General features: G+C 38.4%; 13 protein-coding genes. 6 read left to right on the top strand and 7 right to left on the bottom strand.

Annotated features, from left to right (window positions below; all coding sequences use genetic code 11):
* Positions 1-346: 346 nt before the first annotated feature.
* On the top strand, positions 347-511 hold the full coding sequence (locus LAV82_RS24970) for a hypothetical protein (RefSeq protein WP_307872032.1): 165 nt from the start codon (positions 347-349) through the stop codon (positions 509-511).
* A 24-nt stretch (positions 512-535) separates the two neighbouring features.
* Here LAV82_RS24970 and LAV82_RS24965 read toward each other — a convergent pair whose 3' ends face one another.
* From LAV82_RS24965 to LAV82_RS24935, 7 genes are all read right to left on the bottom strand, one after another.
* A complete protein-coding gene (locus tag LAV82_RS24965; protein ID WP_499717161.1) occupies positions 536-1,645 on the bottom strand; it encodes an ABC transporter ATP-binding protein in 1,110 nt (369 codons plus the stop codon).
* 139 nt (positions 1,646-1,784) lie between these two features.
* Positions 1,785-2,687 (bottom strand): PucR family transcriptional regulator, encoded by a 903-nt coding sequence (locus LAV82_RS24960; protein ID WP_211078906.1) that lies wholly within the window; start codon positions 2,685-2,687, stop codon positions 1,785-1,787.
* Between the two features lie 29 nt (positions 2,688-2,716).
* Positions 2,717-2,926, bottom strand: coding sequence for a YheE family protein (locus LAV82_RS24955; RefSeq protein WP_013055294.1), 210 nt, complete (start codon positions 2,924-2,926; stop codon positions 2,717-2,719).
* 66 nt (positions 2,927-2,992) lie between these two features.
* A complete protein-coding gene (locus LAV82_RS24950; protein WP_197227509.1) occupies positions 2,993-4,153 on the bottom strand; it encodes a YheC/YheD family endospore coat-associated protein in 1,161 nt (386 codons plus the stop codon).
* Complete coding sequence (locus LAV82_RS24945; protein ID WP_211078907.1) at positions 4,150-5,499, bottom strand: YheC/YheD family endospore coat-associated protein; 1,350 nt, start codon at positions 5,497-5,499, stop codon at positions 4,150-4,152. The genes LAV82_RS24950 and LAV82_RS24945 overlap by 4 nt, the downstream gene beginning before the upstream one ends.
* Before the next feature lie 4 nt (positions 5,500-5,503).
* Positions 5,504-6,583, bottom strand: a complete 1,080-nt coding sequence (locus LAV82_RS24940; RefSeq protein ID WP_057274987.1) for a YheC/YheD family endospore coat-associated protein — start codon at positions 6,581-6,583, stop codon at positions 5,504-5,506.
* Positions 6,580-7,926, bottom strand: coding sequence for a YheC/YheD family endospore coat-associated protein (locus tag LAV82_RS24935; protein WP_499717160.1), 1,347 nt, complete (start codon positions 7,924-7,926; stop codon positions 6,580-6,582). The genes LAV82_RS24940 and LAV82_RS24935 overlap by 4 nt, the downstream gene beginning before the upstream one ends.
* Before the next feature lie 187 nt (positions 7,927-8,113).
* On the opposite strand from LAV82_RS24935, the gene LAV82_RS24930 reads away from it, so the two are divergent.
* The 5 genes from LAV82_RS24930 to LAV82_RS24910 all read left to right on the top strand — a co-directional run bounded on the left by LAV82_RS24930 (position 8,114) and on the right by LAV82_RS24910 (position 13,193).
* Complete coding sequence (locus LAV82_RS24930) at positions 8,114-8,464, top strand: YlbF/YmcA family competence regulator (protein ID WP_211078909.1); 351 nt, start codon at positions 8,114-8,116, stop codon at positions 8,462-8,464.
* A gap of 179 nt (positions 8,465-8,643) precedes the next feature.
* Entirely contained in the window at positions 8,644-9,522 is an 879-nt protein-coding gene (locus tag LAV82_RS24925) for a Cof-type HAD-IIB family hydrolase (protein ID WP_013055300.1), read from the top strand.
* Positions 9,523-9,672: 150 nt separating this feature from the next.
* Positions 9,673-9,831: a hypothetical protein gene (locus LAV82_RS24920; RefSeq protein ID WP_013055301.1), complete on the top strand. Its 159-nt coding sequence runs from the start codon at positions 9,673-9,675 to the stop codon at positions 9,829-9,831.
* A 130-nt stretch (positions 9,832-9,961) separates the two neighbouring features.
* Positions 9,962-11,464: a coproporphyrinogen III oxidase gene (locus LAV82_RS24915; RefSeq protein ID WP_170943847.1), complete on the top strand. Its 1,503-nt coding sequence runs from the start codon at positions 9,962-9,964 to the stop codon at positions 11,462-11,464.
* Between the two features lie 115 nt (positions 11,465-11,579).
* Positions 11,580-13,193, top strand: coding sequence for a long-chain fatty acid--CoA ligase (locus LAV82_RS24910; RefSeq protein ID WP_499717159.1), 1,614 nt, complete (start codon positions 11,580-11,582; stop codon positions 13,191-13,193).
* Positions 13,194-13,198 lie beyond the last annotated feature (5 nt).

The raw sequence follows: 13,198 nt of genomic DNA, 5'->3' as shown, positions 1-13,198 counted from the left end.
AAATAGATTGTAATGGTTGAGTTAGCTGGAGTTGAACCAGCCGAGCAGATGCATCGATTAGATCTGCTTGCCTACCGCGGCGTAACTCAATGTTTGCGAGCTGTTGTGCTCGGTTGTTACTAGTATTATGGCGAAAGGGAAAAAAACATATACATAGAAATTTATTGGTAACTTATAGAAATTTTGTGTGGAGTTTGATAAAGAGTAAGAGAGTTTTATTCCGTGCATATTATAGGTACATATTGATCAGGTAAAGCGAGGTGTGCGGATGTCGATTTGTTCCTTATGTAATGGGTTTAGTGATGTACAAATGACGTGCAAAACATGTGGAGGAGTGCTGGGAGATATGGGAAAAGTCAGCGATTATTTTGATGATTACAGTGCTTACATGGAAATCGATCAGTTAAAAGTAGAAAATGGGTATCCTGGTGATTTAGCAAATCACCAATGTATTCATCTCTTTTACTGCTCTACTTGTCACAGTGAAGAATTGAAGCAAATACAGGAATAAAAAAAGACCCCTAGGGGTCTTTTTTTATTCCTGTTCAGCACGGATGCGCTGTTCAGATTCTGCATCAAAGAAATGCGCTTTGTTCATATCTAATGCTAAGTCTAGAGACTGAAGCGGTTTAATATCTGTTCTTGAATCTACGCGTGCTACAAAATCTTGTCCGCCAAGTTTAGAATAAAGCATGGTTTCAGCTCCCATTAACTCGGATACATCGACTTTGATTGTAACTTTTGTGCCAGGTGAAGATTCAATAAAGACAGGCTCATCATGGAAATTTTCAGGACGGATGCCTAAAATAATTTGTTTGTTTAAATATCCTTGCTCGCGAAGTATTTTCATTTTACCTTCCGGAACTGCAAGAAGAGAATCGCCTACTTGAACCTTTCCGTCTTTTAACGTTCCGGTTAAGAAGTTCATAGCAGGAGAACCAATAAACCCGCCTACAAATACATTTTCAGGTTTTTCATATACTTCTTTTGGTGTACCAACCTGCTGGATAATCCCATCTTTCATAACAACTAAACGAGAAGCCATTGTCATTGCTTCGGTTTGGTCATGCGTTACGTAAATTGTCGTTGTACCCAAACGCTGGTGAAGCTTCGCAATTTCAGAGCGCATTTGCACACGTAATTTCGCGTCTAAGTTTGATAAAGGTTCGTCCATTAAGAAGACTTTAGCATCACGAACGATTGCACGACCTAGAGCTACACGCTGACGCTGTCCGCCGGATAATGCTTTTGGTTTGCGCTCTAAGTATTGCTCAAGTCCTAAAATACGAGCGGCATCTTTTACGCGGCGGTCGATTTCATCTTTTGGTAATTTACGAAGTTTTAAGCCAAAAGCCATGTTGTCATATACGCTCATATGCGGATACAATGCGTAGTTTTGGAATACCATTGCAATATCGCGATCTTTTGGAGCAACGTCATTTACACGCTTGCTGTCAATATAAAAATCACCTTTTGAAATTTCCTCTAGCCCTGCAACCATACGAAGCGTTGTCGATTTCCCGCAGCCGGAAGGCCCAACAAATACAATAAATTCTTTATCTTGAATGTGAAGGTTAAAATCTTTTACCGCCGTCACATCTTTATCATACATTTTATAAATATGTTCTAAACGTAATTCAGCCATTTCCATTTCCCCCTTGTATGTACTCTGTGAAACCGTTTTCTTAACTCTAGTGTAATTTTTTTTAATGAAATGGTAAATGGGAAACATGCACAAAAAAAAGAAAGAGTTTTCGTGCACTATTTACGAAAACCCTTTCATTTTATTTTCCATCTTGCGAATTTTTTAAAGCAAGAATGGCTAAGTAAGCAGACACAGCTCCTGTGAAGTGTTTGATATCAAGGTGTGTGCGATCAATAAACTTCTCAATTCTATACTGCAAGCTGTTGCGATGCATGTACAATTTCTTAGCAGCAAGAGATACGTTTAAATTACATTCTAAATAAACTTTAATCGTTTCTAAAAGATCCCCATCATCTTTTACTAAGTCAAGTAAATGTATCATATGATTTTGGATTGCCTCTGAAGACTCTTGCAGAACCAAATGGGGTAAAACGTCGGTAAAATGGATAACATGGTTTTGTTCGACTGTATGCTTAATTTGATAAAACCATTTCTTTTCACGCTCAAAAATTAATCGCGGTGAAGACGGAAAAAAGTGAATTTGTCCTTCAAAGAACTGAATCGAAGTTTCAAAATCATGACATAGCACCTCGATAGAATCTGATAAATTTTCAGTTAAGTCATTAGGATCATCAAAGGTTTCGATAACGATACCTGATTGTTTATCAATCCACAGCACAGTAACAGAGGTAGAATACAAGGCGTGAAGCGCATTTTCAAACTCTATTTTTTGTTCAAACAAACGTTTAATTAAAAACTGGGTGAAGCGAAAAGAATGGTGCGTATGATGAGAGTGAATGACTTTTTCAGGTGCTTCAAATAACAGGTTTGACCAATACAATTGCTCTGGCGTCAGTAAAGAAACTTTCTCATCATAAGGAGTTAAAAAAGCAGAAAGTAACGCCTGCTCTTTTTGAGATAAAGCCGTGTGTTCAATTCCAACGAAGCCTTCATCATATGAAAACCATTTGTAACGTTCAAATTGAGAAGGGATTTTAGCCTTAATCATTTTATCCCCAAATAGTGTGTGCAGCTGTTTCATCTGTGCTCGTTCCCTTCGGTGAAAGCTTACTATTCATAAACGTGAAAAAGCATAAGCTCATGAATATAATCAATTAATTGTGTTTCATCTATTTGATTAGAAAGCGCAGTTTTCCATACAATTTGTCCATCTTTTAAATAATCAGCCTCATAATAAACCCGATTCATATAAAACGAGATGTGCCAGCCCGGCATTCGATTATTTTGATACAGTGGTTTAACCTGAAAGTGTGAAACCATAAAGAAAATCTCCTTTCTCAATTAGTTATTATAAGCTTACCATGAGAAAAGGAGATGAAAAATCATTTAATCTAAAAATTTTGTTAATTTGTAAAATATGTTGCATATGTGTTTAGCACCTTGCGTTTGAATATCTGTTTCATCAAAAATCATCGGTTTTGCATTCACTTCAAACAAATAATACTGCCCTTGAGCTGACTTTGCCATATCAAGAGAAAATTCTTCAACTAGAGGGAAGGACTTTTGAAGGACTTGCCCGCACGTATTTACAAAAGACGAAAGAAAGGAAGTATCTACTTCATCTTCAAGATCTTGAAAAGGTGAAATGCTTCCGCCGTTTAAAGTATGTGTTGTAATGGATTGATAGGGACTGTGTCGAATACCGACGCCACTAATAACATATCGGCTATCTTTGTGATGCGCTAAAATACGTAAGTCATAGCGCCTGTCTTTGAATGGTTGCGTCTCAATCGCTTCTTGAATGAGATAAGCAGACCTGGGAAGGTCAATTGCTTTTAAAGAAGAAAATTCTTCTTTGCGTTTATGATCTTGGTAAATAATCGTATGCTTATGGGAAGATAATCGAAAAATTCCAGCACCTTTACTGCTGTTAATAGGCTTAAAGTAAAGGGAAGAGTGTTTTTGCAGAAGCTTAGCAATATCAATTTCTGGTGTTAAACGATAGGTTTTAGGAAGGTGAGAAGATAGTATTGGATCCTTTGAAAATAATTGATATACTTTCCATTTTGAAAAAAAAGCGGAATTAAAAAATGGGATGTGCTTGCCTTTAATTTTTTGATGTAAAGATGTCAGCTTCTTGATTTCTGATTTTCTTCCTGGATAACGATTATATATAACGTTTGGCAGCGGTAAAGTTGTTTTGATCCACTGCTTTTTTGCACCGTCAAAGCAATACCCTTCAAAGAAGTGATGAGACATTGTTTCTTCAGCGAATAAAGCAAGAAGCCCGCCTTTTTCTTGCAGGGTATGATGTAAGAGTTCTAATAAAGGGCGCTGTTTTACATTCAGTTTTTCCAAAACCGCTTTGTTCGTTAAAACTCCCACAATAGGGCCGACTTTTTCTCCTTTTAAACGAAGAAAAGCTTGAGTAGAAGAAATGTTTTGAGTAAAGGGAAGTTCAATTTCTTGAACTCCCCATGTGTAAGATGCTGAAGGGTTATGATGAAACCACTGCTGCTTTTCTTTGTGATAGTAAATTGTAATCATATGCTGATGCCTTCAGGTGTATTTAGATAGTATCCAGATAAGTAAATCGCATATTCTAGAGAAAGTTTTCTAGTTTGTTGATCTGCTTTTCGTAAGGCAGGGTGTGAAAAAATAGAGCGACCGGGCTTAGAGTTAGCTTCAAACAGCCATACATTTCCTTGATAATCCACTCCAAAATCGAATCCAAGCTCTCCAATTAATCCGTTCAACTCCTGTTCAAGCACATGACTAATTGAGATAGCGGCATCTTTTAGCTTATTTTCAATTTCTTTCTTGTAAGAAGGGTTGGTGAATATTTTGGCTGTAGCTTCAATTTCTCCGCCGTAATCAAGATGCGTAGTGATGCTGTTGGGACCGGCTACTTTAGCAGCTAAAGCAGTAAGCACCCATTGGTTATTCCCGTCTTTATTCGTATGCACGCGAAAGTCTACACAGCGCTTTTCTTTTTTGATTAATGAAATACCTTGCTGAGCAATGTAGGAAGGATTAGTAAGTAAATATTCAAATTCTGATAATAGATCCTCTAAGGTTTCTTTTTCTCGAACATGAAGACCTTTTTCTCCTTTATAAGTCAGCGTGTACAGGGAATCCTTAAAAGATAGGGTATAAATGCCCCGGCCTAAGCTTCCGTTTTTCGGTTTTAAATAAACGGTTTGATGAAGAAGCAGAAGTTTTTTTATTTGCTCACACGAAGGACTTTCAACCGTGTAAGGTAACAAATAGGCTGTCTGCTCGTTCAGTTTTAAAAGCTCATGAATTTCCCACTTGTTGAAAAAATCAGGATTAAAAAATGGAATGCCGTAATCAGTCATCATCTTTTCTTTAATGAACTTAAAAGGAGCTAACCCCTCTGTTTTTCGATTTGGCAAACGATTATATACAACGTTAGGAAGCGGGATTTTATGCTGTGTCCAGCCGCTTTCTTCATAAAAATAGCCGTTTATGGTCCCGGTTTCCCAGTTGATATGATGAGTTCCAAAAATAAAAGGCAGTCCCCCTGTTATACTTGCAGTAGAAAGAAGTTTAGCTAAGTGAAGGGAACGCTTTCCAATTGGCCGCAGCAGAGAACCAGTAAAACCAGCGGATAACACACCGATTAAAGGTCCTAAGTGAATGGTCTCATTCACAATAATAGGTTGCATCATATGGGCGAAAGGAATTTGAAGTTTTGTCATTAGCTCAGCTGAAATCTGAATTTCTTCACGTTCTGAAGATTGTATAAGGCATGGAGCTGTCATTGTTCCAAAAGCTGCTTGTTTCAAGGAGTCTTTGTAAAGAGATGCAGGAACAGAAAGATCGCAGCCTAGCTGCTCTACTATAACAAGGCGAGTGAGAGTTTTTTTCATAGCATTACTCCTTACGATACGATAGTGTGTTAGCTAAATAGACGCAGTAAGACAGGACATTTTTATACATGACTTCTTTTTGTTCAGGTGCTGTCTCCATTACTATTTTTCTTCCCGGTTTCGAATTTAAATCTAGAATCCAGATGCTGAAGTCTCTCGAGATACATAAATCAATACCTAATTCAAAAAGAGAAGGAAAGTGATTTTCCAGTACGGACGGAATCGTTTTACAAATGGTGTTGATTTCATCCATTACATATTGACGATGAACGCGAGGGATGCGAGGCAGCAAGTTCTCAAAGGGTACAATAGATGCTCCTGAACTTACATTTGTTACGATGGAGTCCCGTTCACCTTGTCTAATTCCTCTTCCAATTTCTTTCCAAGCACCATCGTTTCCTTTTTGTAATAGCAGTCTTATATCAAAAGGAGTGCGTTCATAAGGGAAAAATGAAATATGGGGCTGAGCAATATACAGTACATCACGGGTCGTTTTCGTAAACCAGTTCTTAAACTCCTGAAAAGAGGAAAATAGAATGGTGTTTACAATGTCATTTTGTTGATAAGAAGCTTCAATTTCACGTCCGCGCTGTCTTAATTTCACAATTCCTTTACCTTGTGAGCCGTTGGCAGGTTTAATCATTAGGCTATCGTTTGTTCGAAGCAGCTGAACAAGTTGCTCTACACTTTCGATTGGAGTGGTAGGAGGAATATATGAAGATAAATAGCTATCTTTTTTAATTACTTCATAGACATCTAGCTTATTGGGTAATCCATGGCCTAAAAATGTAACATCTTCCCGCTGTTTAAGCCAGTTTACAATAGGGCGAGCCTTTTTAGACAGAGAGTCTTTTCGATAAAAGCAGCGATCGTAAATAAACGAAGGAAGTAAGAAGGAATCTTCTATCCATTTCTTTTGTTGTAAATCGTAGCGGAAGCCTTCAATATTTTCGGTGTTAGGATGAATGTTAAAAGGAGTAAAACGGTATATTTCAATCGAAAACTCAGAAGCATGTTTAGCAATTTCGGTCACGTACTCCACTTCTTGCTGTGGGTGAATCGTTAAAAAGCCTAATGAAATCATCGTAAATCCTCCTTGGGAAATTGAAAATTCGTTGCATGCAGACAATAATCAAGCAGTGCTTTTGTTGATGGACGGACGGAGAGAGCGCTTGAATCGGATTGTTTGGAAGGTTTAACATTTACTTCAATAATCCAAGGCTTTCCTTCTTGGTCAATCGCTAAATCAATACCGAATTCTGCATAAAGTTCAGACGGATGAGAAAGCTGCGTGCAAATTTCAATGGCAATCTCTTTTAAAAGTGAAAGGATATGGCGCGTAGTTTTTGAATCATAGAGCTGAGTTAACACTTGCTGAGGAGGATGAATATCTCCTCCACGGGCAAGATTTGAGACGAAATTGCCGGGTTTTGATACACGTGTGACAATGGACGTGATTTTCCACGTCAAGTCGTCTTTTTTATGACAGAGAATGCGAAAATCAAAAGGGCACTGTTTGTATGTCTGCAGTGAAATTCCTTCTTGGATGAGGAATCCTTGCCTTTTTAATTGACTATAAAGCGTTTCAAATAAGTCATAAAGAGATTCATATTCTTTTTCATACGTCTGCGTAAACGTTGTATAGTCTAAAATATATTTCTCTTTTTTGGAAATTTTAAAAATGTTTTTTCCTTGGCTACCATGAACAGGCTTCAAAAAAACATCGTCATGAAGTTCCAAAGCGTCAAGAAGATCTTGACGTGAACGAAGCTGATACGTTTTTGGCAAATATGGAAGCAAGTGTACGACGTCTTTAAGCTGTTGAAAAACCGTCCATTTATTTAAGTAGCGTGCGTTAAAGAAAGGAACGTCATGTTCTTTTAAAAATGTTTTAAAGGTTTGAAAATCAGCGGTTTGCTCCGTTTTCCTGGCATGAATCCGATTGTGTACGATTCCAGGAAAGGGAACTTCTGAATAAACCCATCGATCAGCGTGATAAACATATCCTTTAGGGGATAATGACTTCACGTCGCTTAATTTGCTCACATAGCAAAAACACCCTAACTCCTTGCAAGCTTGAACAAATTCCTTACAAAATACAGAAATGGAGCCAAAGAGTTCTTCATCTTCTCGAACTTCTGTTACGATGCTAATTACGGGTCCCAACCTAAACGTGTTCTCTTCATAAATGCCTCTCAGCTGATGCGTTTCATACGGAAAGCGAAAGTCTGTAAATAGAGCTTCTGACATCATGAAACAGCATTCTCGATGCTGAAAAACGGTGGCTTTGACTTCTTTCGTGATGGAGCCTACTGTTAACGTAAACTCGTGCTTGCACTTCACACGGGAGAACAGAGCAGAACTAATGTAAATGTCGCTGCTCATATGGTTCTCTAGTGGTTTTAGAGAAATGGTAAAAGTATTCATAAACGAATCCTCTTTTTCTTTCCTTTAGTAGGCGAATGCTGATATATACTATGAGGAATTAGCCCAATCTGTGAAGAGAATTTATCGTTTTCTGAGAAAATAAAGGTCTTAAGCTGAATTTTATATAATAATTTGTTATAGTTAGGGAAGTCAAGAAATTATAGAACTTAATTAGGAGGAACTTAACGTGTCTGTAAACTTACATGATGTAGCAAATGATTTAGAAAAAGCAATTCGTCAAAGCGACGATTACACAAACCTAAAAAACTTATATGCAGCAGTAAACGCTGATCAAGGTTCAAAACAATTATTTGAGCGTTTCCGTACAATGCAAATGGAGCTGCAACAAAAGCAAATGATGGGCCAAGAAATCACTGAAGAAGAAGTTCAGCAAGCTCAACAAACAGTTGCAATCGTTCAACAAGATCAACATATCGCGAAGCTAATGGAAGCTGAGCAACGTATGAGCATGGTAATTGGTGAATTAAACAAAATTATCATGAAGCCACTTGAAGAACTTTACGGTGCGGCTGAATAAGAGATAGAGGATAGAGGAAAAGAGAAATCTTTTCCTCTTTTTTTATGCGGAAATTCCTTCTAATTGTGCAGTTCTGCTCATAAGCTTAGTAACAAGGCTACACATGCCGACTATCATGAAAAGGTCATTTATAACCGTATCCTAACGGATTAGACATCTATGAAAGAAGGGGTTCTCATATGGCTTATCGATTGCTAGCGTTGAATATTGATGGAACCATTTTAAATAGCCAAGGGCGCGTTACAAAAGAAACGAAAGACGCAATTCAATTCGTGAAAAATAAAGGGGTTTACGTTACGTTAGTAACAAACAGGCATTTTCCGTCTGCTAAAAAAATTGCTCGGTCACTTAAAGTTCATCCAGCAATGCTAATTACTCATAGCGGTGCCTTTATCGGAACATCGATAGACAAACCGATACTAGATAAGAGAATTAGCGAGGAAAAAACATTTAATCTCATTCAGCTTTTTGAAAATTTTAATTGTCATGTCCGCATTTTACATGAAAGGTTTTCAATTGGAAATCGTGTAAAGCTTCCCAATAATATTGTAGCTAAAAGCGTGTTAAAAACGGGAGAACCGCTCTTTTATCCCGTGCAGTTCGTAGATTCATTAGGAGATACGCTTCGTGATGAACCTGTTTCTACGCCAAAAATAGAAGTGTATTTTGCAGATCGTAGAGAAAAAGAATACGCCGAGCAAACAATTGCTAGTGCAGTTCCTGATATTGAATGGTTTTCGTATCCAAATGAAAATAGATGTTATATTACGCCAAAAGGAGCCACAAAAGCTGCCGGCGTTCGTTATGTAGCAAATCGTCTAGGGATACCAATGGAAGACGTAGTAGCAATTGGAAATTGCTATGATGATTTAGAAACGATTGAACATGCAGGAATGGGTGTGGCCATGGGCAATTCACCAACAGAATTAAAAATGCTTGCGGATTGGGTTACTCGTTCTAATAATGAAAATGGTGTAGCCTATATGGTGAAAGAATTATTTAGAAAGCAGCAGCGCCTTGGTTATCTTCATCAAATTGACAGCTTTCGTTTAAAATAAATAAAGGAAAAAAGTGGCTATGACAAAAGAAGTTTAGCCGAAGGAAGATCCGAACGATGAATCGAGATTCTTGATAGAGAATCCAATTCGTTCGGGTTTTTTTATTGGTAGGGTGAACGTAGGTTTCATATATGTAGGTGCTTCTAGCTGTTGATTGGAGGGCAAGGCGAAGGCTTCTGCGGGAAAAGCGCAAGCGACGAGAAGGCTCATCGGCCGCTCGCGGAAAGCAAAACCTTGCACGGAAATCAACAAAGTGTAACAAGCGGTTCAGCTCATGTGTCTCATTTGTTCGTCTTTAGATTGAATTAATGTAGTTATGGCTCAATCTCTTTTTCCGTTTGTTTCCTGTCTGCGCATTCCCTTGAACTGAGCACCTTGACCGGACATACGTAGGTTTTGTAAACTGATTACTTAGATAGAATTGATTTGAAAGGTGATTATATTGAACATTTATATAAAAGGTATAGAAGATGAGCGTTTTTTACGTCCGCTTCACCGAATTTCAGATTTGTTTTTTGAAGAAAGCAACGTCTCCTTTGAGGATGATAACGAAGCTCAGCTGAAGGTCGAAGTAGAGCTAAAAGTTCATGAAGAAATTTATGCGAAAGCAGTGCTGCATGACGCTGAAACGGACAAGGTGTTTACAGAAGAGCTTGCTAAATCGTTTACGCCGTATGAAACAGAAAAAGAAAAATTTAAGCAAATAAAAAATGTGGTGCTTCGCGTCTACTTATCTGTACTACAGGAGTATACAAGCATTGTTCAAAAATGGGGTATTTTAACTGGTATACGTCCGACGAAGCTGCTTCATATGAAACTGCAGTCAGGCAAAAGTAAAGAACAAGCGCATCGTGAGCTAAAGGAAGAATATTTAATCACCGATGACAAAATTAATTTAATGCAGCATATTGTGGATCGTCAACTAGCAGCTATTCCCGATTTACATGAGTTAAAGAACGAGGTAAGCATTTATATAGGCATTCCGTTTTGTCCGACGAAGTGTGCATACTGTACATTCCCAGCCTATGCGATTAACGGACGTCAAGGATCCGTTACGTCATTTTTAGGCGGCTTGCATTATGAGATGCGTGAAGTAGGAAAATGGCTAAAAGACAATAACGTCAAGATTACAACCGTCTATTATGGCGGAGGCACACCAACGAGCATTACCGCTGAAGAAATGGATATGCTGTATGAAGAGATGTATGAATCGTTCCCGGATGTACAAAATATCCGTGAAATTACGGTAGAAGCAGGAAGACCGGATACGATTACGGAAGAAAAGCTAGCTGTTTTGAACAAATGGAATATTGACCGGATTAGTGTAAATCCGCAGTCTTATATTCAAGAAACCTTAAAAGCTATTGGACGTCATCATACGGTTGAAGAAACTATTGATAAATTTCATCTTTCTCGAAAAATGGGGATGAATAACATTAACATGGATTTAATTATTGGTCTTCCAAATGAAGGTGTAGAAGAATTTCAGCATACGCTAGACGAATCTAAAAAATTGCTTCCTGAATCTTTAACTGTTCATACGCTATCGTTTAAACGCGCGTCTGAAATGACTCAAAATAAACGGAAATACAAAGTGGCAGATCGCTATGAAATTGGTAAAATGATGGATTTAGCGACTGAGTGGACTCAAGAACAAGGGTATGAACCTTATTATTTATATCGCCAAAAAAATATTTTAGGTAATTTAGAGAACGTTGGATATTCATTCCCTGGTCAAGAGAGCCTGTACAATATTATGATCATGGAAGAAAAGCAGACGATTATTGGTCTGGGATGCGGGGCATCCAGTAAGTTCGTGCATCCAGAAACAGGCATTATTACAAGGTTTGCGAATCCAAAAGACCCAAAATCGTACAACGATGGATTCGAGCACTACACCCAAGAGAAACTCAAGATTTTAGATGAATTGTTTAGGAAATAAAAAGGTCACTTTTTAGTGATCTTTTTTTATTTTCAGCAGGGAAATGTCGGAATCTGTTGAATATATAAAAAAGTTGTAAGCGTTTTCTTATTATGGCGATGCGAGGTGCCGCTTAATGATGAATGTACAGTTAACCGTACCATCTATGATGGAAAGAGCTGAAAAGCTGTTTGGTAAAAAAGAAGTGGTTTCTAAATCTTCAAAAGGAATTCAGCGTTTAACTTATAATCAGTTAATAAAACGGACTCGGCAGCTCTCTAGTATGCTAGAACGAATTGGAGTGAAGAGAGGAGAAAGAGTCGGAACGTTTGCATGGAATCATCATAAACATCTAGAAGCTTATTTTGCTGTGCCGGGAATAGGCGCTGTTCTTCACACAATTAATATCCGGTTAGATTCTGAGCAAATTGTATACATCATTAACCATGCACGCGATAAAGTCATTTTACTTGATGAATGCTTTTTACCTTTATTCGAAAGCATTCATCAAAAGCTTCCACATGTTGAAGCCTATATCATTATGTCAGATGAAGATAAGCTGCCAGAAACAGACTTGCCAGTTTATCATTACGAAAATTGGATTCAGCAAGGGCATGCATCGCATTCCTTTGTTCAAGATTTAAACGAAGAAGAACCAGCAGGCCTTTGTTATACCTCTGCTACTACAGGAGAGCCAAAGGGCGTTGTATATTCTCATCGAGCTATTTATCTGCACTGTATGGCGCTAGGGCTTGCTGATAGTACTGGATTATCAGAAGCAGATACCGCTATGCCTATCGTTCCAATGTTTCACGTGAACGCATGGGGAATTCCTTTTGCTGCCGTTTGGTTTGGAACAAAGCTCGTGCTGCCGGGTGCTTTTTGTACTTCAGAGACGATTGCTTCTCTGATTGAACACGAGAAAGTAACTCTGGCTGCAGCAGTACCTACCGTTTGGTTAAACTTTTTACAAGAGATAGAAAAAAGGCCTTACGCAGTCGATAGTTTGCGAGCTATTTTATGCGGCGGATCAGCGGCCCCAAAAAGCGTCATTCGAGAATTTCAGGAAAAATATCAAATTGAATTTATGCATGCATACGGAATGACGGAAACAAGCCCTGTGGTGACCGTCTCCCGTTTAAAAAGCTATCAGTACAGCGAAGACTTCGAGTATCAGCTCAACGTAAAAGCAAAGCAAGGTTTCTTAGTTCCTGGCGTTGAAATGAAAGTAATAGGTCAAAATGGAGAAATTGCTTGGGATGGAGTGGAAATGGGTGAGCTATTACTAAAGGGCCCATGGGTAGCTTCTGAATATTACAAGGATAAAAGAACAGAAGATACGTTTAAAGACGGCTGGCTGTATACCGGAGATATTGTGACGGTTGACGAAGAGGGAACGATCAAAATCGTAGACCGAACAAAAGATTTAATTAAAAGCGGAGGAGAATGGATTTCATCGGTTGATCTAGAAAACGCGCTTATTGCCCATGAAGCTGTTTTCGAAGCCTGTGTCATAGCAGTCCCTCATAAGATGTGGCAAGAGCGTCCAGTTGCTTGTGTCGTGTTAAAAGATGCATACAAAGGCATCGTTTCGTCAGAAGAGCTGCTGGAATTTTTAGCGCCGCAGTTCGCGAAATGGTGGCTTCCAGATGACATTTTATTTATGGATGAGATCCCGAAGACAACGGTAGGAAAGTTCTTAAAACGTACGCTTCGTGAACAAGTCCTCAATCATTATCAGAAAGGGTGAGTAAG

The organism is Bacillus sp. ILBB4 (assembly GCF_035064545.1).
Classification (GTDB): domain Bacteria; phylum Bacillota; class Bacilli; order Bacillales; family Bacillaceae_H; genus Priestia.
This window is presented reverse-complemented; position numbering and strand designations above follow the sequence as displayed.

What these genes read in the sequence shown, in the direction of transcription:
- LAV82_RS24970 (WP_307872032.1), top strand. Translation starts at nt 347, where the DNA reads ATGGGAAAAGTCAGCGATTATTTTGATGATTACAGTGCTTACATGGAA.
- LAV82_RS24965 (WP_499717161.1), bottom strand. Translation starts at nt 1,645, where the DNA reads ATGGCTGAATTACGTTTAGAACATATTTATAAAATGTATGATAAAGAT.
- LAV82_RS24960 (WP_211078906.1), bottom strand. Translation starts at nt 2,687, where the DNA reads ATGAAACAGCTGCACACACTATTTGGGGATAAAATGATTAAGGCTAAA.
- LAV82_RS24955 (WP_013055294.1), bottom strand. Translation starts at nt 2,926, where the DNA reads ATGGTTTCACACTTTCAGGTTAAACCACTGTATCAAAATAATCGAATG.
- LAV82_RS24950 (WP_197227509.1), bottom strand. Translation starts at nt 4,153, where the DNA reads ATGATTACAATTTACTATCACAAAGAAAAGCAGCAGTGGTTTCATCAT.
- LAV82_RS24945 (WP_211078907.1), bottom strand. Translation starts at nt 5,499, where the DNA reads ATGAAAAAAACTCTCACTCGCCTTGTTATAGTAGAGCAGCTAGGCTGC.
- LAV82_RS24940 (WP_057274987.1), bottom strand. Translation starts at nt 6,583, where the DNA reads ATGATTTCATTAGGCTTTTTAACGATTCACCCACAGCAAGAAGTGGAG.
- LAV82_RS24935 (WP_499717160.1), bottom strand. Translation starts at nt 7,926, where the DNA reads ATGAATACTTTTACCATTTCTCTAAAACCACTAGAGAACCATATGAGC.
- LAV82_RS24925 (WP_013055300.1), top strand. Translation starts at nt 8,644, where the DNA reads ATGGCTTATCGATTGCTAGCGTTGAATATTGATGGAACCATTTTAAAT.
- LAV82_RS24910 (WP_499717159.1), top strand. Translation starts at nt 11,580, where the DNA reads ATGATGAATGTACAGTTAACCGTACCATCTATGATGGAAAGAGCTGAA.